Here is a 19,756-nt window from a genome sequence, read left to right on the forward strand (position 1 = left end):
GAAATATTAAGTAGCTGTTAATAATTTAATTGTATTCCCCACCAGTCTGGTGACTAATGACCAATGAATAAAGTAGTAATTACAGGTAAAACTCAACTTCTAGGGGTAATTGGGTATCCGGTAGAACATTCCTTATCACCAGTGCTGCATAATGCGGCGATCGCTGAATTAGGACTAGATTATATTTATCTGCCTTTACCAATGAAACCAGAAAATTTAGAGTTAGCCATAGCGGGTTTGGCTGCTATGGATGTTGTGGGTTTTAGCGTTACCATCCCTCACAAACAGGCAATTATGCCTTTATTATCAGAAATTTCCCCCATTGCCCAAGTTATAGGCGCAGTCAATACCGTTAGCCGTCAAAATCAGGGGTGGGTAGGTACAAACACGGACATAGAAGGTTTTATTGCTCCTTTACAGACAACCTATCAGCAAGACTGGAGCCAGAAAACAGCGGTCATTTTAGGCCATGGTGGAGCAGCTAGGGCGGTTGTAGCTGGTTGTCAGCAGCTAGGGTTGGCGCAAATTCATGTGGTGGGGCGGAATATGCACAAATTAGCTGAGTTCGGCAAAAGTTGGGGAAATTCACCCCTAGCAGCAAAATTGCAAATTCATCTCTGGGAAGACCTAGGAAAGCTAATTCCTGAAGCTAATTTGCTAGTAAATACTACCCCTGTGGGTATGTATCCCCACGTGAATCAGTCACCTGTGAGTCAAGAAGATCTGCAAAATTTATCACCGGGTGCGATCGCTTACGATTTAATATATATTCCTCAGCCTACACAATTTCTACAACAAGCGCAAAAACAGGGCGCAATTGTCATTGATGGTTTAGAAATGCTTGTCCAACAAGGCGTAGCAGCATTAAAAATCTGGTTACAGCGGGATACTGTACCTGTGGATGTGATGCGCCAAGCAGTGCAAAATTACCTCGTTAGATAGAGTTATTTTTCTGGCCAGCGCCAATTATGGCGATTCCATGTATATATACCTGGAATTTGGTACTCAGCACCATTGTAGAGGCGAACTACACAAGTAATAGATGAACCCTCAGAATCATCAATTTCATCGATTTGGAGGACAATACAGGAAAACCATTGACGCTGACACGGACCATCGTCCTTGACCCATTCCCATAATCCATTGGCAATTTCAATGCGATCGCCTACTCTCAACTTGAGTGTATCCCCAGCCTCAGAATACTTATTAAAATGATATGATTGGACACGATTGAGCCAACCTAAACCGTAGCGTTGGCGAATAAATTGGACATTTCCCGAATTATGATCATTTAGCCAATCATTGAGTAATTGTACCTTCCAACTACAGTTTTCCTGTTCTTGGTTCTTAACAAACCGTAAAAAAGCTGTCAATTCTTCTGTAGAAAGTTCATCTAAGGGGTTACCCATATCTGATATCTTCAAGTTAGGGTCTCCCGGAATTTCCTCCACCACTCGCAGTAATATCTGCTTCTGCATATCAGTGAGAGGACAACCAGCTGTATCACAACTGTTAAAAGCTGCTTGCAAGGCTGTTTCAATCTCATCTGGAGTCATAAGTTGATAGCAACTGTGGGTTTATTTACCCAATTATTACCTTTTCTGTCTCCAACTCATTAAGTTCAGCTAAGTTAATCTAGACAAAATTGCCGGCTGCGGTACAAATTTTAGTTAAGTTCGATGACACCAAACTTAAATATGAGAACACGAATTAATGTCATTGTTATATCTTTCCTGACTCTCTTGCAATTGTGGGTATTTACACCTCCAGCTATAGCTCTAACACAGGTGAAACTATTTGATATATCTTATCAAGACTGTCCGGCAGAATTGGCAGCAGGATCGGTAATCAGCAGTGGTAGTGCGGCAGCTAATTGCTTTATTGTCACTGGTAAGGCAGAAAACGCTACTTATAAAACAGTATATGATGCAGATATATTTGGACGCATTTATGATGCCAACAATAACCCAGTCATGCAGAACCGCACTCGTCTGGGTTCTATCCCCGAAGTTCCGCCGGGTATTAGTGATTTTGCCATCAGGATTTCTGTAGCCGCGAATCAACCGGAACCCTTGCAGCTCAGACAGTTTAAAGCCTCTGGATTTAGCAGACAAGTTCGGCAATAATTATTAAGAATTAATAATAATCGCCCAAAAAGCAATGTAGAGACGATTGGAAAGGAGCGTCTCTACAAAGGGTTATATAGTCATCCTATTTGACTTGAGAAATTATGAGTGAGGAAAGGGAACAGGGAACAGGGAACAGGGAACAGAAATTGTTCATGAATCATTTAGGATTGCTATATTTAGTTGGTATTTTTGCTAAAAAGGCTGTGCAAATGAAAGGGCGGTTAGGTTTCTTAGTAAGCCACCAATAAAACTCAGTGCTAAGAAGGCTAAGATAGGGGAGAAATCCATACCGCCCAATGGAGGAATAATTGAGCGGAAAAGATTCAGGTAAGGATCGCTGATTTGGGCTAAAGCCGCAAAAGGCTGATTGTACCAGTTGATTGTGGGGAACCAAGTTAAAAGCACTCGGATAATTAGCAAGTAGCTATAGAAGCTGACAAAGGTTGCCAAAGTAGTAAAAAGTAAGTTCATGGATAAGTTATTTTCCTGCTAAGTGTCAAAAACCGTCTTATTATTGATTTTACTTGAGTCCATGTCATGAAGTGTGCGGTTTGCCGCATTAACTACTATAGCCAAATATCAATCACTTTAAGAATCTGGGGTGAGGGAGCGGTCATTGACTGACTGGGTGGAACCGCCATTGACATTTCCTAACTGCTGTCTTACCTCGTCAATTGTGGCATTTAGCTGGGCAATTTTATCTTCTAGCGATCGCCTGGCTGTTTCCATTTCCATAGCTTCATCATCTGAGACGAACATTTGGCGTTGTTTTGGCGATACTTTTTTAGTTTTGAGTTGGCCATTAGTCAGTTCTGCTGATTCTGCTGTCAATTCCTCAGTTTGTCGGGAAACAATCACAGCCCCAATAATACCACCAACTATACTACCAAAAATTGTCCCTGCTACAAAACCACTACCAAAACCATCACGTTGACTCATATATTACCGCCTTCAAGAACTTCCCTAGCTGCATACTAGCTTATGTGCCAAAGATGCGATCGCCTGCATCCCCTAACCCCGGTACAATATACCCCCGGTCATTGACTATCTCATCAATGGTGGCAGTATAAATATTTAAACCAGGATATTCAGCACTAAGCTTTTGTAAAGCTGGCGGTGCGGCTACTACAGAAACGATTCTAGTCAAACTTGGGTCAACCCCACGTTGTACTAATTCCGACATAGCAAACATAATTGACCCACCCGTCGCCAACATTGGGTCTGTGATTAATACCCTAGTTTCCGGGTGAAATTTTTCAGGTAACTTATTCAAATAACAGACCGGTTCGAGAGTTTCCTCATTACGAACCAAACCTAAATGATAAACCGAAGCCAAAGGTAACAGAGATTGAGCACCTTCAAGTAAACCTAGACCCGCCCGGAGAATCGGCACAACCGCCACGGGGACTTCTGGGTTAATCAAAGTAGCTGGAGACGAATCTAAAGGACTGTGCACCACAGTTTCCAGGGTCGGTAACCACTCTCTAGCCGCTTCGTAAGTTAACCATCTCCCCAACTCAACTATAGCACTACGAAACAACACCGAAGGAGTGGAAGCATCTCGAGCAACCGCCAACCAATGCTTAATCAGAGGATGGGGGGGACATAAACGCGCAGTTGTACCGTCATAGCCGGAATAGGGCAATTTTCTTCTTGATCTGAAACACCATCATACTCCCTCAAGTATCCCACTGACAGCTAAAATCAACACTGCCGAATTTATTGAAAGTAATTTTCAATAATACTTGACAGATATTCTCAATCAAAGTTATATTACTAATTAGTGTTCTCCTCTCTTTAAGGATCGGCAGACGGGATTAGCCAGCGGTAGCGGGCCTGTCCCTCTTTTTATTTCCATACCCGAAGAATCAAAAGTGATATAAAATACTAAATAATTAGTTAATTTTATTGCATATCTGCCCCTATGTCTCCATCCCTAAATCCGACATTGGATGTGATCATCATTGGCTCTGGAATTGGTGGTTTAGTAACCGCAACCCAGTTAGCAGCCAAAGGCGCTCAAGTGCTGGTACTAGAAAGTTATTTGATTCCAGGGGGTAGTTCGGGTTACTTTGATCGCCAGGGTTATCGATTTGACGTTGGGGCGTCAATGATTTTCGGATTTGGCGAAAAAGGTACTACCAACTTACTCACCCGCGCTTTAGACGCTGTGAACGTCAGTCAAGAAACAATCACTGATCCTGTACAGATTCACTATCACTTACCCAGCTTAGACATCAAAGTCGAGCGAACTTATGATAATTTTTTGCAACATCTTATTGCTTATTTTCCCCATGAAGAAATAGGTATTCGTCGCTTTTATGACGAGTGCTGGAAAGTATTTAACTGTCTCAATACCATAGATTTGCTGTCATTAGAAGAACCTCGGTATTTGCTGCGGACATTTTTGCAGCATCCTTTGGCCTGTCTTAGTTTAGTTAAATATCTCCCTCAAAATGTAGGAGATGTGGCGCGACGCCATATTAAAGATCCGCAATTATTGCAATTTATTGACATAGAGTGTTATTGCTGGTCTGTAGTCAAAGCTGACATGACCCCGATGATAAATGCGGCGATGGTATTTGCTGATAGACACTATGGAGGGGTTAACTATCCCCAAGGTGGGGTAGGACAAATTGCCCAAAAATTGGTAGAAGGTTTAGAAAAAGCCGGAGGTCAGATTAATTACCAAGCCAGAGTTACAAAAATTCTCCTAGAACAAGGAAAAGCCGTTGGTGTGCAATTGGCTAGTGGTCAAGTTTATCATGCTCGACGGATAGTTTCTAATGCCACACGTTGGGATACTTTTACTAAATTACTACCTGTAGGGAAAATACCGGCTAATGAAAAAAAATGGCAACAAACCTATAAAAAATCCCCCAGCTTTTTGAGTTTACATATAGGAGTAGCCGCAGCAGTATTGTCTCATAGCACAGAATGCCATCATATAATTCTGGAAGACTGGGAGAAAATGACAGCACCAGCAGGGACACTTTTCGTTTCTATCCCCACATTACTAGATCCAAAATTGGCACCAGAGGGCTATCATATTATCCATGCCTTCACACCCCAATCGATTGATGATTGGCGAGAAATGTCTGCAAGTGAGTATGAGGCCAAAAAAGAAGCTGCAGCTTGGCAAATCATCGACCGACTAGAAAAGATTTTCCCTGGATTAGATGCTGGCTTAGATTATCTAGAAGTAGGTACACCCCGCACCTATCAACGCTTTTTAGGGCGTGAGGATGGAACTTATGGGCCAATTCCCCGGCGGAAATTACCGGGACTATTAAATATGCCATTTAATCGTACAGCCATTCCCGGACTTTATTGTGTCGGTGACAGTACCTTTCCCGGTCAAGGGTTAAACGCCGTGGCCTTTTCTGGTTTTGCTTGCGCTCATCGCATAGCTGTAGACTTAGGTTTATCTAATGGTAATTGAACCAATAGCTGCATGGTCATGGTAGTTTTGGGTTTGGTTGAATTCAGCTTGAGTATCAGTATACATACCAGCGTATTCTGTAATTGTCCACTGATTTGACCTGATGACTACCCCCGCATCTGCACCCAGTCCCCGCGCAAATTTAATATACTCTCGTGCTTCATTATTCAAGTTGTAGGATAGGGTCACCGGTCCGTAGGCTGCAACTGCTGCTTTGAGTGGAGTACCCGGCCCTACTCCTTCCTTTGTTCTGTAATTAGGGTTTTCAACCGTAATCATGGTAATTCGAGAGTTAGCTGTTTTCAAGTTACCATCAGCAAAACCTAACAGATACTGTACCCTAGCATCTTGACTGACTTTAATTCCTTCCCCTTGATCAACTCCCAGAGAAACTGGTTCAAATGTTGCACCCTCACCTAAAATCTCCTTGAGTTCCCCTAATGTCATACCCAATTTAGCAACCCCAATATTCTTGTTAGTAATTACCTGACTTTCTGAAGGGGTCAATACTCCCAAGTCCTGACAACCGTTAGGAATTTGGTCTATGTTCTGTGAACTAATTAATCTGAGTTCTTCCCCATTCCAATAATATTGAGTTTCTTGAGTACAAGTACCAGCGCCAATGTACTTATAACTATTGGAGAGAATCTTAGTTTTAGGATCATAGGTGGGAAATCCGGCTATTTCTAACCCCAGTGGCTGAATTTTGATTTCTGTCCCGGATGTATCTACTTTCACGAAAGCAAATGCACCTTGATAAGCAGCCATATAACAAAGTAGCTGTACTAAGTGCTGATGATTTTCCCCAATATAGACTTCTGAGAATTCCCGTGCTGTTTCTGGTTTAAACTCAAAATTGCAAACCTGTAAACTTTTCTGACGGTTAATAACTTCATTCAGGATGGTTTCTGAATTGGGTTTACTGTTGTTAGTAATCACAGATGAGTTATCCGTTTGCAACTCTGGAGAACTTACACTATTAGTAGTGTCGGTTTTTGGCGACACGCAGGAGATTAGACCACAGGTAATCATGGTAGTTACAAAGACAATTAGCGGGGGTGTGTCCATGGGATATATACTTGGTATTTGAGACTATTCAAGGCTTTACAGTGATCTTCTGGGTGGGTATCCACTCATAAAATTAAATAATTTTCACCTGACTAGCTGCTTTTTTAGCCTTCTCCCGCGCCTCTACAATGTTATTACCCTGAGCCAAAGCCACCCCCATACGTCGATAAGGATGGGCGTTAGGTTTACCAAATAGTCTAATATCTACATTGGGTACTGACAAAGCTTCAGCTACACCGGTAAAGGCGACTGTATCTGAGTGTTTATCAGCTAAAATCACCGCACTAGCCGCAGATCCCAACTGTTCTATATGGGGAATTGGTAAGCCTAAAATAGCTCGTAAATGTAATTCAAATTCGTTCAAATTTTGGGAGATTAAAGTTACCATTCCTGTGTCATGGGGACGGGGTGAAAGTTCCGAAAAAATGACCTCTTCTTGGGTAATGAAAAATTCTACGCCAAATATTCCTGCTCCCCCTAAAGCGTCGGTAACCTTCTTGGCTATTGCTTGAGCTGCTAATATCTGGTCTTCAGAAATACCTGCAGGTTGCCAAGATTCTTGATAATCCCCTCTTTCTTGACGATGACCAATGGGAGCACAAAAAATTGTCGGTGCATTCCACTGTTTAATAGTAAGTAGGGTGATCTCTATTTCAAAGTTGATAAATTCCTCTACAATTACCTTTTGACTATCTCCCCTAGAATTGGCGATCGCATAATTCCAAGCTGCTGCAACTTCCTCCTGATTCTTGACAACAGATTGACCTTTACCGGAAGAGGACATTACAGGTTTAACAACATTGGGAAACCCAATTTGATCAGCAACACCAATCAATTCTTCTAAGGTAGAACCATAGCCATATTTAGCAGTTCTAATTCCTAACTCTTGATGTGCTAGTTCCCTAATCCTATCTCGGTTCATGGTATAGTTAGTTGCCGCTGCTGTGGGTATAACTGTAATTCCGCGTTTTTCAAACTCGACTAATTTCTCTGTTCTAATTGCCTCAATTTCTGGTACAATAAAATCAGGTTTATGCTTTTGTACAACAGTTTCTAATTCATCAGCACTCAGCATAGAAATGACTTCATAGCAGTCAGCTACCTGCATGGCTGGGGCATTAAGATAACGGTCAACAGCAATTACATAATTACCTAACCTTTGCGCTGCAATTACAAATTCTTTTCCCAATTCTCCTGCACCCAGGAGCATTAACTTTTGTGGTAGCTTAGTTGAATTATGCATGAATTTATTAACCTTAATTTAATAGTTTTATACAACCAGAAATCAATGTCTGGGTGATTTTTTGCTTTTTGCGTCTTTGAGTCAAATTTTATCCATGTCCTTACCTTTTTTTCCCCCTTTAACTCAGAAAATAGAAAATGAGATTACCCGAAGTGCTGGCGTAGATTTATCTGTACTACGTCTGGATTCTATGCACCAATTGGTTAACGGTAACAAATGGTTTAAATTAAAATATAACCTCCGGGAAGCCCATCAACAAAATTACTCAACTATTCTCACATTTGGTGGTGCTTATTCTAACCATATATTTGCTACATCCGCCGCTGGTAATCTCTTTGGCTTCCGTACTATCGGGGTGATTCGCGGACATGAAAGTTTACCACTCAACCCTACTTTGAGTTTTGCTGTACAGCAAGGTATGCAGCTAGTGTACCTGAATCGTGAGAGTTACCGAAACAAGCACAGCATAGAATTACACGGGGAGTTAAAACAAGCTTTTGGTGACATATTTATTATTCCTGAGGGTGGTAGCAATTTGAACGGGGTACGCGGTTGTATGGAGATAGTGGGTTATGCAGACGCATTTGATACTATCTGCTTGGCTTGTGGGACAGGTACAACCCTAGCGGGTATTGTACTTTCCCTGAATCCAGAACAACGCGTAATTGGTTTTCCCGTGCTCAAAAATGCAGAATTTCTCGCTCAGGAAATCCATAACCTGATCCAGAAGTATCTCGACTCTGGACTACCCGCACCAAGTTACTCCCCCACAGGTTGGGAATTAATCTATGATTATCACTTTGGTGGTTATGCAAAGGTTAATGATCATCTCCTCATGTTTAGTCAGGAATTTCAAAACTCACACCACATCCAACTTGATTACGTATATACTGCAAAAATGTTCTATGGTGTGATGAATTTACTCCAAGAGGGAGTGTTTCCAAGGGGCGATCGCATCTTACTCTTGCACACAGGGGGCTTGCAAGGCAATATTGGTATGGAGCAGCGCCTTAAAGGTGGGTAACCCTACATACTTTGCAACACCCTCCGGATAGTTTCTGTGGGTACTTCATCGGTAACTGTCACCACACCCATTTGGGTGGGTAAGACAAACCTAACTTTACCGTCCCTGACCTTCTTATCTAGTTGTAGTGTATCAATCATTGCCTCAATGTCTAAACCCGGTGGTAGTCGAGTTGGTAAACCGGCTTTTTCAATTAGTGCATTTTGCCGTTTACTATCTTCAGGTGTCCACATTCCTAGTTCTAGGGCAATCTGTCCAGCTGCTACCATACCAATAGCCACAGCTTCACCATGTTTGAGTAAACGATAGTTTGTCAGGCTTTCCACCGCATGACCAATGGTATGTCCATAGTTGAGAATTGCTCTGAGTCCCCCTTCTTTTTCATCCTTGGCGACAACATCAGCTTTTGCTTGACAAGAACGAGTTAATATGTATTCTATAAATTCCGGCTTCATATAGCGGAGTTGATTCAGGTGTTTAGTCCCTTCCATCTGGGTAAATAATTCTGCATCCCAAATGACACCGTATTTAATTACTTCCGCCATCCCAGCGCGAAATTCCCTCATGGGAAGAGTTTTGAGGGTTTCTGGACTAATTAATACTAATCGCGGTTGATGAAAAGCCCCAATTAAGTTTTTGCCATGGGGATGATTTACACCGGTTTTACCACCAATAGCTGAGTCTACCATTGCTAGCAGGGTGGTGGGTACTTGTATTACATTAATACCTCGCAGCCATGTGGCGGCAGCAAACCCTGTCATATCTCCAATCACCCCCCCACCTAGGGCTACCATGGTTGAAGACCGTTCTAGGCGGTTTTCTAAGGCAACATCATAAAGTTTTTCAATGGAGTTGAGGGTTTTGTAACGTTCACCTGGTGGGAGGTTGTAACTGGCTACTTCATAACCAGCTAATGTGAGAGATTTTACTGTTTTCTCACCGTAATGTTTAAAAATGCTGGGATTAGAAACAACTAAGACTTTTTTACCTAGGTTCAGTGTGGACATTTTCTGACCTAATTCATCTAAGCTTGATGGAGCTATGGCAATCTCGTAAGATTGCTGCGGTAGATTTACGTTAATTACAGAGGTCATTACCCAAAGTCAAATAAGCGAGCGTGCGGTGTATTCTATCGTAATTTGGATGGGATATTTGAGATGGACATTGAGCAAACACGGGAGCTATGGCGCCATAAATATGAAGGAAATTAAAGAATACTATCAAATTCAGTTAAAATGAAAAAAAAGGCATCTACAAATATGGTGAAAAACCCAAAAGATGTCAACTTAAGTAGCCACACAGCTAAGTATAACCTTAGCCAAGGTGGGTAGGGGAGCTTTGACACTCCCAAAACAATATTATTTACTTAATCTAATAGATTAAGTAAATCACGTTGTAAACGTTGCGTAGCATAGCTTGGCCCTGCGTAGCAACATCAGTTTAGAATCCCCTGTGTTTTAACCAGGGGAGATGTCAAATTTTCCATTCCCCATTCCCCATGATTCAATAGAGATAGTGCTTTATTCTGGAGAAAAATCAATGTTTGGAGTCATAGCTTATATTGGCTTTTTAGCTTTATTCATGGGCGTAGCCGTAGGTCTGCTGTTCGGTTTGCGTGCTGTTAAACTAATTTAAGCCTCTCCCAATCTTTTCTCTCCTTACCAAGGTAAGGAGAGGAGATGGGGTTTGTATATTTCAGATTGTATCTGATTTAACAAAATTTATGGTTAATACAAGTATATTTAATTATAAAAATAATTGCGGTTATTCCGTATTCAATAATCGAACCTGAGAAAAATCATAAAATTTGGTTATGGCTTGCACAATAGATTATGTGTAAGACTAGGAAGCTACCTCGATCTATATTTCTTCTGGAAATATGGATATGAAATTTAACGGGAGGTCAGGTAATGGCTATCGCCACCATTAATCCCGCCACCGGGGAGACAATCAAAGTCTTTGAGCCTCTCAAGGATGCAGAAATTGCCTCTAAACTGGATTTGGCTGGTCAGACTTTTGCACAGTACCGCCACACAACTTTTTCTGAGCGATCGCAATGGCTAGAAAAAGCTGCCACCATTTTACAGCAAGAAAAAGCTGATTTTGCTCAAATAATCACCCTGGAAATGGGTAAACCTTATCAAGCGGCGATCGCAGAAGTAGAAAAATGCGCCCTGGTTTGTCAATACTACGCTGAACAAGCACCGAGTTTTCTGGCTGATGTTCCCATCCCCACCGATGCTAGTCATAGTTTTGTGCGCTATGATCCTTTGGGTGTAATTCTGGCTGTAATGCCGTGGAATTTCCCCTTTTGGCAAGTGTTTCGTTTTGCCGCCCCCACCCTGATGGCGGGAAATGTCGGCTTACTGAAACACGCTTCTAATGTCCCCCAGTGTGCCTTGCTAATTGAAGATATTATCCGCCGGGCTGGTTTTCCTCCAGGCGCTTTTCAAGCACTGTTAATCGGTGCGGCCAAAGTTGCCGATATCATAGCTGATCACCGGGTGAAAGCTGCCACTTTAACTGGAAGTGAACCAGCGGGAGCATCCCTGGCAGCCGCGGCGGGTCAACAAATCAAAAAAACTGTTTTAGAATTGGGGGGTAGTGACCCATTTATTGTTTTAGAAAGTGCTGATTTAGAAACCGCCGTTACCATGGCGACTACAGCCCGGATGTTGAATAATGGGCAATCTTGCATAGCAGCAAAACGCTTTATTATTGTGGAGTCCATCGCGCCTGAGTTTGAAAATTTACTTCTAGATAAATTTGAGGCGCTCAAAGTAGGCGACCCCATGCAGCCGGATACGGATATAGGGCCATTAGCAACCCCTGGTATTCTCCAAGACTTACATCAACAGGTGCAAACTGCCATTAAAACTGGCGGTAAACTCCTTACCGGTGGACATCCTTTATCACATCTGGCGGGTAACTTTTACCCGCCCACTATCATTACAGATATCCCCCCAGATAGTGCGATCGCCCAGGAAGAATTTTTTGGGCCAGTTGCCCTGTTATTCCGTGTACCAGATATTAATGCCGCCATTCGACTAGCTAATGCTACACCTTTCGGCTTAGGTGCTAGTGCTTGGACTAATAATCATCAAGAATGCGATCGCCTAATCTCCGAAATCGCAGCAGGTGCCGTATTTATCAATAGCATGGTTAAATCTGACCCCCGCTTACCTTTTGGTGGGATTAAGCGGTCTGGATACGGCAGAGAGTTAAGTATTCAAGGTATACATGAGTTCGTCAATGTAAAAACCGTGTGGGTGAACTAATTTAGTCATTAATTGTGGGGTATTGGCAGATATTTAACTCTTCCAATACTCAGTCCCCAGACTTATTTATAACCAGCGAGGAAATCAAATGAATACAGCTGAATTATTGGTGCGGTGTCTAGAAAACGAAGGGGTACAATATGTTTTTGGTCTTCCTGGTGAAGAGAACCTGCACGTTTTAGAAGCACTGAAACATTCTTCCATTCAATTCATTACCACTCGCCATGAACAGGGTGCAGCATTCATGGCTGATGTCTACGGACGCTTGACAGGTAAAGCTGGAGTTTGCCTTTCTACCCTGGGGCCTGGTGCTACAAATTTAATGACTGGGGTAGCAGATGCTAACCTCGATGGTGCGCCTTTAGTCGCAATTACTGGTCAGGTGGGAACCGATAGAATGCACATCGAATCCCATCAATATTTGGACTTGGTAGCGATGTTTGCCCCAGTAACTAAGTGGAATAAACAGATTGTGCGCCCCAGTATTACACCGGAGGTGGTACGTAAAGCATTTAAGCGATCGCAAACTGAAAAACCCGGCGCAGTTCACATTGATTTACCAGAAAATATTGCAGCTATGCCTGCAGAAGGCAAACCCTTACAAAAGGATAATATCGAAAAAACCTATGCTTCCTTTGCTTGTATTCGGGCAGCAGCGGCGGCCATTTCCCAAGCAGTTAACCCCATTATTCTAGTAGGTAATGGAGCAATTCGCGCTCATGCCAGTGATGCAGTTACCCAATTTGCCAGCCAAATGAATATACCTGTTGCTAATACTTTTATGGGTAAGGGCGTAATGCCTTATACTCATCCATTGACATTGTGGTCAGTGGGATTACAGCAAAGAGATTTCATTACTTGTGGCTTTGATCATACAGATTTGGTAATTGCCATTGGCTATGATTTAATCGAATTCTCCCCCAAAAAATGGAATCCTCAAGGTGATATTCCCATTATTCATATTGCAGCCAGCCCAGCCGAAATTGACAGCAGTTATATTCCCAGGGTGGAAGTAATCGGAGATATTTCCGATTCCCTCAATGAAATTTTAAAATTGGCAGATAGACAGAGTAAACCTAATCCCTATGCGATCGGCTTAAGGGCAAATATTCGTGCTGATTACGAACAGTACGCTCATGATGATGGTTTTCCCATTAAACCCCAAAAATTAATTTATGACTTACGCCAAGTTATGGGGCCCGATGATATCGTCATTTCTGATGTGGGCGCACATAAAATGTGGATTGCTAGACATTATCACTGTCATAGTCCCAATACTTGCTTGATTTCTAATGGTTTTGCCGCCATGGGAATTGCTATTCCTGGCGCTTTAGCAGCAAAACTGGTTTATCCTAACCGCAAAGTTGTAGCTGCTACTGGAGACGGTGGCTTTATGATGAATTGTCAGGAATTAGAAACAGCCTTACGAGTCGGTACTCCCTTTGTCACCTTAATTTTTAATGATGGTGGCTATGGGTTAATTGAATGGAAACAAGAAAATCAATTTGGCAAAGGTAACTCATCTTTTGTACATTTTGGTAATCCTGATTTTGTCAAACTAGCGGAAAGCATGGGTTTAAAAGGTTACAGGGTTGAATCTGCTACTGATTTAATCCCTGTACTCAAAGAAGCCCTTGCTCAAGAGGTACCGGCTGTCATTGATTGTCCCGTAGACTACCGAGAAAATCATCGATTTAGCCAAAAAGCCGGGGAATTAAACTGCACAGTCTAGTCAGCGATGCTAAAATTTAGCATTGGCATGATTAGGTTCATTTAGTGCATTTAGATCCATTTAGATCCCGGACTTCTTTCATAAATTCCCAACTCTTGGGTCTGCTTACAGAAGTCCGGGATCTGAAAGGTAAATATTGTAATATGGGGGTTTTGCCTAACCTCATAATTACAAGGAAAATGCGCCAAACCCTAGTCCTCATCGAGTGCGGGGAAAGCTTCCTCAAACCGCCACAAATCATCTTTATTGTTGAGAAACCAGATTCTAGTTTCCGGACTTAATTGACTCCAAATAATATCACCAGGAATGTGGGGAGAAGCATACTGATATTGCAGTCCCAGATCCTTTAAATTTTGCTCAACATCATGGGGAATGCCAAAATCCTGCCAGTTAACTTGTACATGTCTACCTGTTAGCCCCGCCGCAGGGTCAAAAATTAACTGGGCGGCTCTAATTAAATCAGCAAAATGTTTGGGTTTCAGACTAGCTATCTGCTGAATCTGGCTGGGTTGGTTATACTCTTGAGACATTGTGACTGAAATTGGGTAAAAATTGGTTATTTCTGAAAATTAACAGCAGAGATTTTGACCCCAACTCCCTTATTTTAGCGCAGCAGACATTCAGGAGAATAGTTTAACTCAACAATCTATTCATCTGTGTGGATCTGTGTCCATCTGTAGTGATTGTTAACCTCCCTTGATGGAAATGAAATACACAATTGATCACATCACATAAATGTTGTGGGATCGGCATCGTAACCGCCTGGGGAGTTACTCTTACATCCTCTCTAAAACTGGAATCCCCAGCAAATCTAATCCCAACTTTAAAGTTCTAGCTGTCAAATCACACAAGATTAACCGGGATGTCCGCAGTGGTTCCTCAGCCTCCAGTACCCTTACCCCCTGGTTACGATCATAAAACTGATTAAACTTTTTACTTAACTCATACAAATATTCACATAATCGATTAGGTAGTAATTCTTGCTCAACAGTAGTAATCACCTCATCTAACTGTAATAAATACTTAGCTAAAGCTAACTCAGTTTGATGCTGTAACAACACCTGAACATTGTCTCCTAACTCGCTAAAATTAATTCCACCCTTGCGGCTAATCCCCTGAATCCGTGCATAAGCGTACAACATATAGGGTGCAGTATTACCCTTAAGATCCAACATCTTGTCGTAGCTGAAAATATAATCACTGGTACGGTTTTGGCTTAAATCAGCATATTTTACGGCACTGATACCAACTACCTTAGCAACTTCACTAATAAATTCTTCAGGTTCTGGGCGTTCTTCTTCTTTTAATCTACCTTCTAAATCTGTACGGGCGCGAATCACAGCTTCATCTAATAAATCCCGTAATCTGACGGTATCACCTGCACGAGTTTTAAATTTTTTCCCATCTTCTCCTAAGACCAAACCAAAGGGAACATGAACCAGTTCTACATGATCAGGAACCCATCCCGCCTTACAAGCAACTTGGAAGAATTGGGCAAAGTGGTTACTTTGTCCAGAATCTGTCACATAAATTATGCGTTGGGCTTGATCTTCTTGAATTCGGTAACGCAAAGCTGCTAAATCTGTTGTGGCATAGTTATAACCACCATCGGATTTTTGCACTATCAGAGGTAGAGGTTCACCTTCTCGGTTGGTAAAACCTTCTAAGAAAACTACCTTAGCGCCTTGATTCTCTACTAGTAAACCGGATGTGGCTAAATCTTCCACTAGGTTGGGAAGTAAGGGATTATAGAAAGATTCTCCCCGTTCATTTAATTGCACATCCAGCAGGTCATAAATTACCTGAAATTCTCGCCGTGATTGTTCGCACAGTAGTTTCCAAGCATGAAGGGTATCTTCTGCACCTGCTTGTAATCTCACTACTTCCTGTCGCGCTTTGTCTTGAAAAGCTTCATCTTCATCAAAGCGCTGTTTAGCTTGGCGGTAAAAACTGACTAAATCACCAATATTTAAAGCATTAGCAGTGGTTAGGGCTTCTGGGTAAACTTCCCGCAGGTAGGTAATTAACATCCCAAACTGTGTACCCCAATCGCCGACGTGGTTTAACCGCAAAACATCATGTCCCTGAAATTCCAAAATCCGGGCGATACAATCACCGATAATGGTAGAGCGCAAGTGTCCTACGTGCATTTCTTTGGCAATATTCGGGCTAGAAAAATCCACAACTTCTCGTTTTGGATTTTCCGCTTTTGGTATTCCTAACCTAGAATCTGCTTGAATGGCGTTGAGTTGTGTTTCTAGGTAGGAAATTTTCAGCTTGAGATTGATAAAACCAGGCCCTGCTATTTCTGGTGTTTCGCAAAACTCGGATACATCTAGTTTCTCCACAATAGCAGAGGCGATCGCCCTTGGTTGCTGTCCTAATTTTTTACTCAGCGACAAGGCCACATTTGCTTGATAGTCACCAAATTTAGGATTACTCGCAGTCACTAAAATCGGGTCTACTCCCGCGTACTCAGCGCCAAAAGCAGCCACTAAAGCCTGCTGAAGTTTCAGTTTTAGTTGTTCTTGTGTAGCGTTCATATATTAATGTTATCTGTTTATGGGAGGCTATTCGCTCCCTATATGGTGAGACTTTCTGTAAAACTTGACTATTTTAGCTCTAACTAGTACGGCTTAATCCACGGTACGCTATCGGTCGATTGATTTACCTGAAATTTTCATACTTAAATCTAACCACCTGGATTGAGTAATGGGCGCACTACTAGATATATAGTCAACCCCAGTCTCGGCAATAGTGCGAATAGTCTCTAGGGTCACATTTCCCGAAGCTTCAATTTTCACCCTAGTATTCTGCTGACGGATTAACTGCACCGCCTGACCCATCATCTGCACAGGCATATTATCCAACATAATAATGTCCGCCTGATGTTCTAATGCGGCTGTCACTTGTTCTAGGGTTTCCGTCTCTACTTCAATAGTCAGAGGATAGGGTATCTGGGAACGAATGCGGGTAATGGCTTCACCAATTCCGCCAGCTGCCACAATATGATTATCTTTAATCATGACAGCATCATCTAAGCCCATGCGGTGATTTACCGCTCCACCTACCGCAGATGCGTACTTTTCTAATAATCTCAGCCCTGGTGTAGTTTTGCGGGTGTCCACAAACTGAGCGGGTAAATCCGCTATTTGCTCTACATATATATGTGTGAGAGTAGCAATTCCACTCAACCCCATGGCCAAGTTCAGCGCCACCCGTTCACCCATGAGCAGCGCATCTAGGGAACCATCAATTTCTGCTATGACTTGTCCTGGTTCACACTTTTCACCATCAGGGACAAGAGCCACAAAATTTACTTTTTGATTTAAAAGTTCAAATACTCTGGCTGCTACTGGTAACCCCGCAATTATCCCCGATGCTTTAGCGACCCATTGAGCTTCTCCTGTAGTTGCATTTTGGCATAACAGAGATTGAGTAGTGCGATCGCCCCGACCAATATCTTCTACCAACCAGCCACGCAGTAAAGGATCTAGAACTACCCTTGGCGGTAAAACACCGAATTTACTCACAACTTAGTTACTTTTATTTTGATTTACAGACCAATTATACCTCAAAAGGCTTGCTATATAAGACTTTCAGAGACATGAAAAAAAATCTGAAAATTTAGGGAAAAAAGAGTTGACAAAGCTAGAGACAGTAGCTATATTGGATAAGTGCCTGAGAGACAAGCGCTGCAAAGCGGAGTCCGAGGGAACACCGAACCATGAAAATATTATAGTTTGAAAGCAATTATACAGCAAATATTGCGCGTCAAGTCAATCAAATAACTAGACTGAAGTTAAAAAAGAGCAGTCAAAAGAGCTAAAACAAACAATTCAAAACGGAGAGTTTGATCCTGGCTCAGGATGAACGCTGGCGGTATGCTTAACACATGCAAGTCGAACGGTCTTTTCGGAGATAGTGGCGGACGGGTGAGTAACGCGTGAGAATCTAGCTTCAGGTCGGGGACAACCACTGGAAACGGTGGCTAATACCGGATATGCCGAGAGGTGAAAGGCTAGCTGCCTGAAGATGAGCTCGCGTCTGATTAGCTAGTAGGTGTGGTAAAGGCGCACCTAGGCGACGATCAGTAGCTGGTCTGAGAGGATGATCAGCCACACTGGGACTGAGACACGGCCCAGACTCCTACGGGAGGCAGCAGTGGGGAATTTTCCGCAATGGGCGAAAGCCTGACGGAGCAATACCGCGTGAGGGAGGAAGGCTCTTGGGTTGTAAACCTCTTTTCTCAGGGAAGAAAAAAATGACGGTACCTGAGGAATAAGCATCGGCTAACTCCGTGCCAGCAGCCGCGGTAATACGGAGGATGCAAGCGTTATCCGGAATGATTGGGCGTAAAGGTCCGCAGGTGGCCATGTAAGTCTGCTGTTAAAGAATGAGGCTTAACCTCATCAGAGCGGTGGAAACTACAAAGCTAGAGTGCGGTCGGGGTAGAGGGAATTCCTGGTGTAGCGGTGAAATGCGTAGATATCAGGAAGAACACCAGTGGCGAAAGCGCTCTACTAGACCATAACTGACACTGAGGGACGAAAGCTAGGGGAGCGAATGGGATTAGATACCCCAGTAGTCCTAGCCGTAAACGATGGATACTAGGCGTGGCTTGTATCGACCCGAGCCGTGCCGGAGCTAACGCGTTAAGTATCCCGCCTGGGGAGTACGCACGCAAGTGTGAAACTCAAAGGAATTGACGGGGGCCCGCACAAGCGGTGGAGTATGTGGTTTAATTCGATGCAACGCGAAGAACCTTACCAAGACTTGACATGTCGCGAATCCTGCCGAAAGGTGGGAGTGCCTTCGGGAGCGCGAACACAGGTGGTGCATGGCTGTCGTCAGCTCGTGTCGTGAGATGTTGGGTTAAGTCCCGCAACGAGCGCAACCCTCGTTTTTAGTTGCCAGCATGAAGATGGGCACTCTAGAGACACTGCCGGTGACAAACCGGAGGAAGGTGGGGATGACGTCAAGTCAGCATGCCCCTTACGTCTTGGGCTACACACGTACTACAATGCTACGGACAAAGGGCGGCGACACAGCGATGTGAAGCAAATCTCGTAAACCGTAGCTCAGTTCAGATCGCAGGCTGCAACTCGCCTGCGTGAAGTAGGAATCGCTAGTAATTGCAGGTCAGCATACTGCAGTGAATTCGTTCCCGGGCCTTGTACACACCGCCCGTCACACCATGGAAGCTGGTCACGCCCGAAGTCGTTACCCCAACTCTTAGGAGAGGGGGATGCCGAAGGTAGGACTGGTGACTGGGGTGAAGTCGTAACAAGGTAGCCGTACCGGAAGGTGTGGCTGGATCACCTCCTTTTAGGGAGACCTAATCCACTCAGATATCGAAAACATCAAGTAAATAGATGCTGAGATGGTCATTCCTAGGTCGGTCGCGAGGATTTGCTGAAGCTTTCAAACTATAGGTTGGGTTCGGATAATGGGCTATTAGCTCAGGTGGTTAGAGCGCACCCCTGATAAGGGTGAGGTCCCTGGTTCGAGTCCAGGATGGCCCACCTGAAAATAATAAGTAATGAACAGAGCGTAAGTAGTAGTAAATTGCGAATTACGAAATGGAAATTACGAGTTATTAGATGGGGGTTTAGCTCAGTTGGTAGAGCGCCTGCTTTGCAAGCAGGATGTCAGCGGTTCGAGTCCGCTAATCTCCACCTTGTGTAAAAATCACAAGCCAGAAATATCTGAACTGTCAGAGAAGACAAAAAAAGATATAAGCATTGTGGTTATGTACACAGTATGATAAAATGATAGATCGAGAAAGATTCAGCAATTGATTGCGCCAACAATCGAACTGCTGGGTAAAACTCAGCCAG

The 19,756-nt window shown here is 43.1% G+C and carries 16 protein-coding genes, 2 tRNA genes, 1 rRNA gene and 1 pseudogene; 10 read left to right on the top strand and 10 right to left on the bottom strand.

Translation table 11 applies throughout. The features are described from left to right. Window positions 1–63: 63 nt before the first annotated feature. Window positions 64–942 (top strand): shikimate dehydrogenase, encoded by an 879-nt coding sequence (locus AC6IZ0_RS09925; protein ID WP_497725940.1) that lies wholly within the window; start codon window positions 64–66, stop codon window positions 940–942. Between the two features lie 2 nt (window positions 943–944). Here AC6IZ0_RS09925 and AC6IZ0_RS09930 read toward each other — a convergent pair whose 3' ends face one another. Then, the gene (locus AC6IZ0_RS09930) at window positions 945–1,556 is read right to left on the bottom strand and encodes a hypothetical protein (RefSeq protein ID WP_497725941.1); all 612 of its coding nucleotides are present in this window, start codon (window positions 1,554–1,556) and stop codon (window positions 945–947) included. Window positions 1,557–1,697: 141 nt separating this feature from the next. Here AC6IZ0_RS09930 and AC6IZ0_RS09935 point away from each other — a divergent pair, with 141 nt between their 5' ends. Continuing rightward, the gene (locus AC6IZ0_RS09935; RefSeq protein ID WP_497725942.1) at window positions 1,698–2,126 is read left to right on the top strand and encodes a biotin carboxylase; all 429 of its coding nucleotides are present in this window, start codon (window positions 1,698–1,700) and stop codon (window positions 2,124–2,126) included. 195 nt (window positions 2,127–2,321) lie between these two features. Here AC6IZ0_RS09935 and AC6IZ0_RS09940 read toward each other — a convergent pair whose 3' ends face one another. The 3 genes and pseudogenes from AC6IZ0_RS09940 to upp all read right to left on the bottom strand — a co-directional run bounded on the left by AC6IZ0_RS09940 (window position 2,322) and on the right by upp (window position 3,758). Continuing rightward, the gene (locus AC6IZ0_RS09940) at window positions 2,322–2,600 is read right to left on the bottom strand and encodes a YggT family protein (protein ID WP_271732804.1); all 279 of its coding nucleotides are present in this window, start codon (window positions 2,598–2,600) and stop codon (window positions 2,322–2,324) included. 117 nt (window positions 2,601–2,717) lie between these two features. Continuing rightward, window positions 2,718–3,068, bottom strand: coding sequence for a ssl2009 family thylakoid membrane protein (locus tag AC6IZ0_RS09945; RefSeq protein WP_271732801.1), 351 nt, complete (start codon window positions 3,066–3,068; stop codon window positions 2,718–2,720). A 40-nt stretch (window positions 3,069–3,108) separates the two neighbouring features. After that, window positions 3,109–3,758, bottom strand: a pseudogene (upp, locus tag AC6IZ0_RS09950) (uracil phosphoribosyltransferase). Window positions 3,759–4,053: 295 nt separating this feature from the next. Here upp and crtH point away from each other — a divergent pair. Then, window positions 4,054–5,571 carry a carotenoid isomerase gene (gene crtH, locus AC6IZ0_RS09955; protein ID WP_497725943.1) on the top strand — a complete coding sequence of 506 codons (1,518 nt, stop codon included), beginning with the start codon at window positions 4,054–4,056 and terminating at the stop codon, window positions 5,569–5,571. Here the strand turns inward: crtH and AC6IZ0_RS09960 are convergent. Continuing rightward, on the bottom strand, window positions 5,554–6,639 hold the full coding sequence (locus tag AC6IZ0_RS09960) for a DUF1176 domain-containing protein (RefSeq protein WP_497725944.1): 1,086 nt from the start codon (window positions 6,637–6,639) through the stop codon (window positions 5,554–5,556). The two genes, crtH and AC6IZ0_RS09960, sit on opposite strands and share 18 nt — an antisense overlap. Before the next feature lie 73 nt (window positions 6,640–6,712). Further along, window positions 6,713–7,882 (bottom strand): formate-dependent phosphoribosylglycinamide formyltransferase, encoded by a 1,170-nt coding sequence (purT, locus tag AC6IZ0_RS09965; RefSeq protein ID WP_497725945.1) that lies wholly within the window; start codon window positions 7,880–7,882, stop codon window positions 6,713–6,715. A gap of 94 nt (window positions 7,883–7,976) precedes the next feature. Here purT and AC6IZ0_RS09970 point away from each other — a divergent pair, with 94 nt between their 5' ends. Then, entirely contained in the window at window positions 7,977–8,906 is a 930-nt protein-coding gene (locus AC6IZ0_RS09970; protein ID WP_497725946.1) for a 1-aminocyclopropane-1-carboxylate deaminase/D-cysteine desulfhydrase, read from the top strand. 2 nt (window positions 8,907–8,908) lie between these two features. Here AC6IZ0_RS09970 and aroB read toward each other — a convergent pair whose 3' ends face one another. Then, window positions 8,909–10,000, bottom strand: coding sequence for a 3-dehydroquinate synthase (gene aroB, locus AC6IZ0_RS09975; RefSeq protein WP_497725947.1), 1,092 nt, complete (start codon window positions 9,998–10,000; stop codon window positions 8,909–8,911). A gap of 445 nt (window positions 10,001–10,445) precedes the next feature. On the opposite strand from aroB, the gene petL reads away from it, so the two are divergent. The 3 genes from petL to AC6IZ0_RS09990 all read left to right on the top strand — a co-directional run bounded on the left by petL (window position 10,446) and on the right by AC6IZ0_RS09990 (window position 13,916). Beyond that, the gene (gene petL / locus AC6IZ0_RS09980) at window positions 10,446–10,541 is read left to right on the top strand and encodes a cytochrome b6-f complex subunit PetL (protein WP_200989640.1); all 96 of its coding nucleotides are present in this window, start codon (window positions 10,446–10,448) and stop codon (window positions 10,539–10,541) included. 275 nt (window positions 10,542–10,816) lie between these two features. Beyond that, window positions 10,817–12,184, top strand: coding sequence for an NAD-dependent succinate-semialdehyde dehydrogenase (locus AC6IZ0_RS09985; RefSeq protein WP_497725948.1), 1,368 nt, complete (start codon window positions 10,817–10,819; stop codon window positions 12,182–12,184). Window positions 12,185–12,272: 88 nt separating this feature from the next. Then, window positions 12,273–13,916, top strand: a complete 1,644-nt coding sequence (locus AC6IZ0_RS09990; RefSeq protein ID WP_497725949.1) for an acetolactate synthase large subunit — start codon at window positions 12,273–12,275, stop codon at window positions 13,914–13,916. 191 nt (window positions 13,917–14,107) lie between these two features. Here the strand turns inward: AC6IZ0_RS09990 and AC6IZ0_RS09995 are convergent, their stop codons facing one another. The 3 genes from AC6IZ0_RS09995 to nadC form a co-directional block, all read right to left on the bottom strand. After that, complete coding sequence (locus tag AC6IZ0_RS09995; RefSeq protein WP_497725950.1) at window positions 14,108–14,446, bottom strand: hypothetical protein; 339 nt, start codon at window positions 14,444–14,446, stop codon at window positions 14,108–14,110. Between the two features lie 246 nt (window positions 14,447–14,692). Then, the gene (argS, locus tag AC6IZ0_RS10000) at window positions 14,693–16,459 is read right to left on the bottom strand and encodes an arginine--tRNA ligase (RefSeq protein ID WP_497725951.1); all 1,767 of its coding nucleotides are present in this window, start codon (window positions 16,457–16,459) and stop codon (window positions 14,693–14,695) included. A gap of 108 nt (window positions 16,460–16,567) precedes the next feature. Next, a complete protein-coding gene (gene nadC, locus AC6IZ0_RS10005) occupies window positions 16,568–17,449 on the bottom strand; it encodes a carboxylating nicotinate-nucleotide diphosphorylase (protein ID WP_497725952.1) in 882 nt (293 codons plus the stop codon). Window positions 17,450–17,757: 308 nt separating this feature from the next. Here nadC and AC6IZ0_RS10010 point away from each other — a divergent pair. The 3 genes from AC6IZ0_RS10010 to AC6IZ0_RS10020 all read left to right on the top strand — a co-directional run bounded on the left by AC6IZ0_RS10010 (window position 17,758) and on the right by AC6IZ0_RS10020 (window position 19,594). Then, window positions 17,758–19,245, top strand: a 16S ribosomal RNA gene (locus AC6IZ0_RS10010). A gap of 122 nt (window positions 19,246–19,367) precedes the next feature. After that, window positions 19,368–19,441, top strand: a tRNA-Ile gene (locus tag AC6IZ0_RS10015). Window positions 19,442–19,521: 80 nt separating this feature from the next. Then, a tRNA-Ala gene (locus AC6IZ0_RS10020) sits at window positions 19,522–19,594 on the top strand. The last annotated feature ends 162 nt before the right edge of the window (window positions 19,595–19,756 follow it).

It is taken from the genome of Anabaenopsis sp. NIES-4685 (assembly GCF_059725405.1).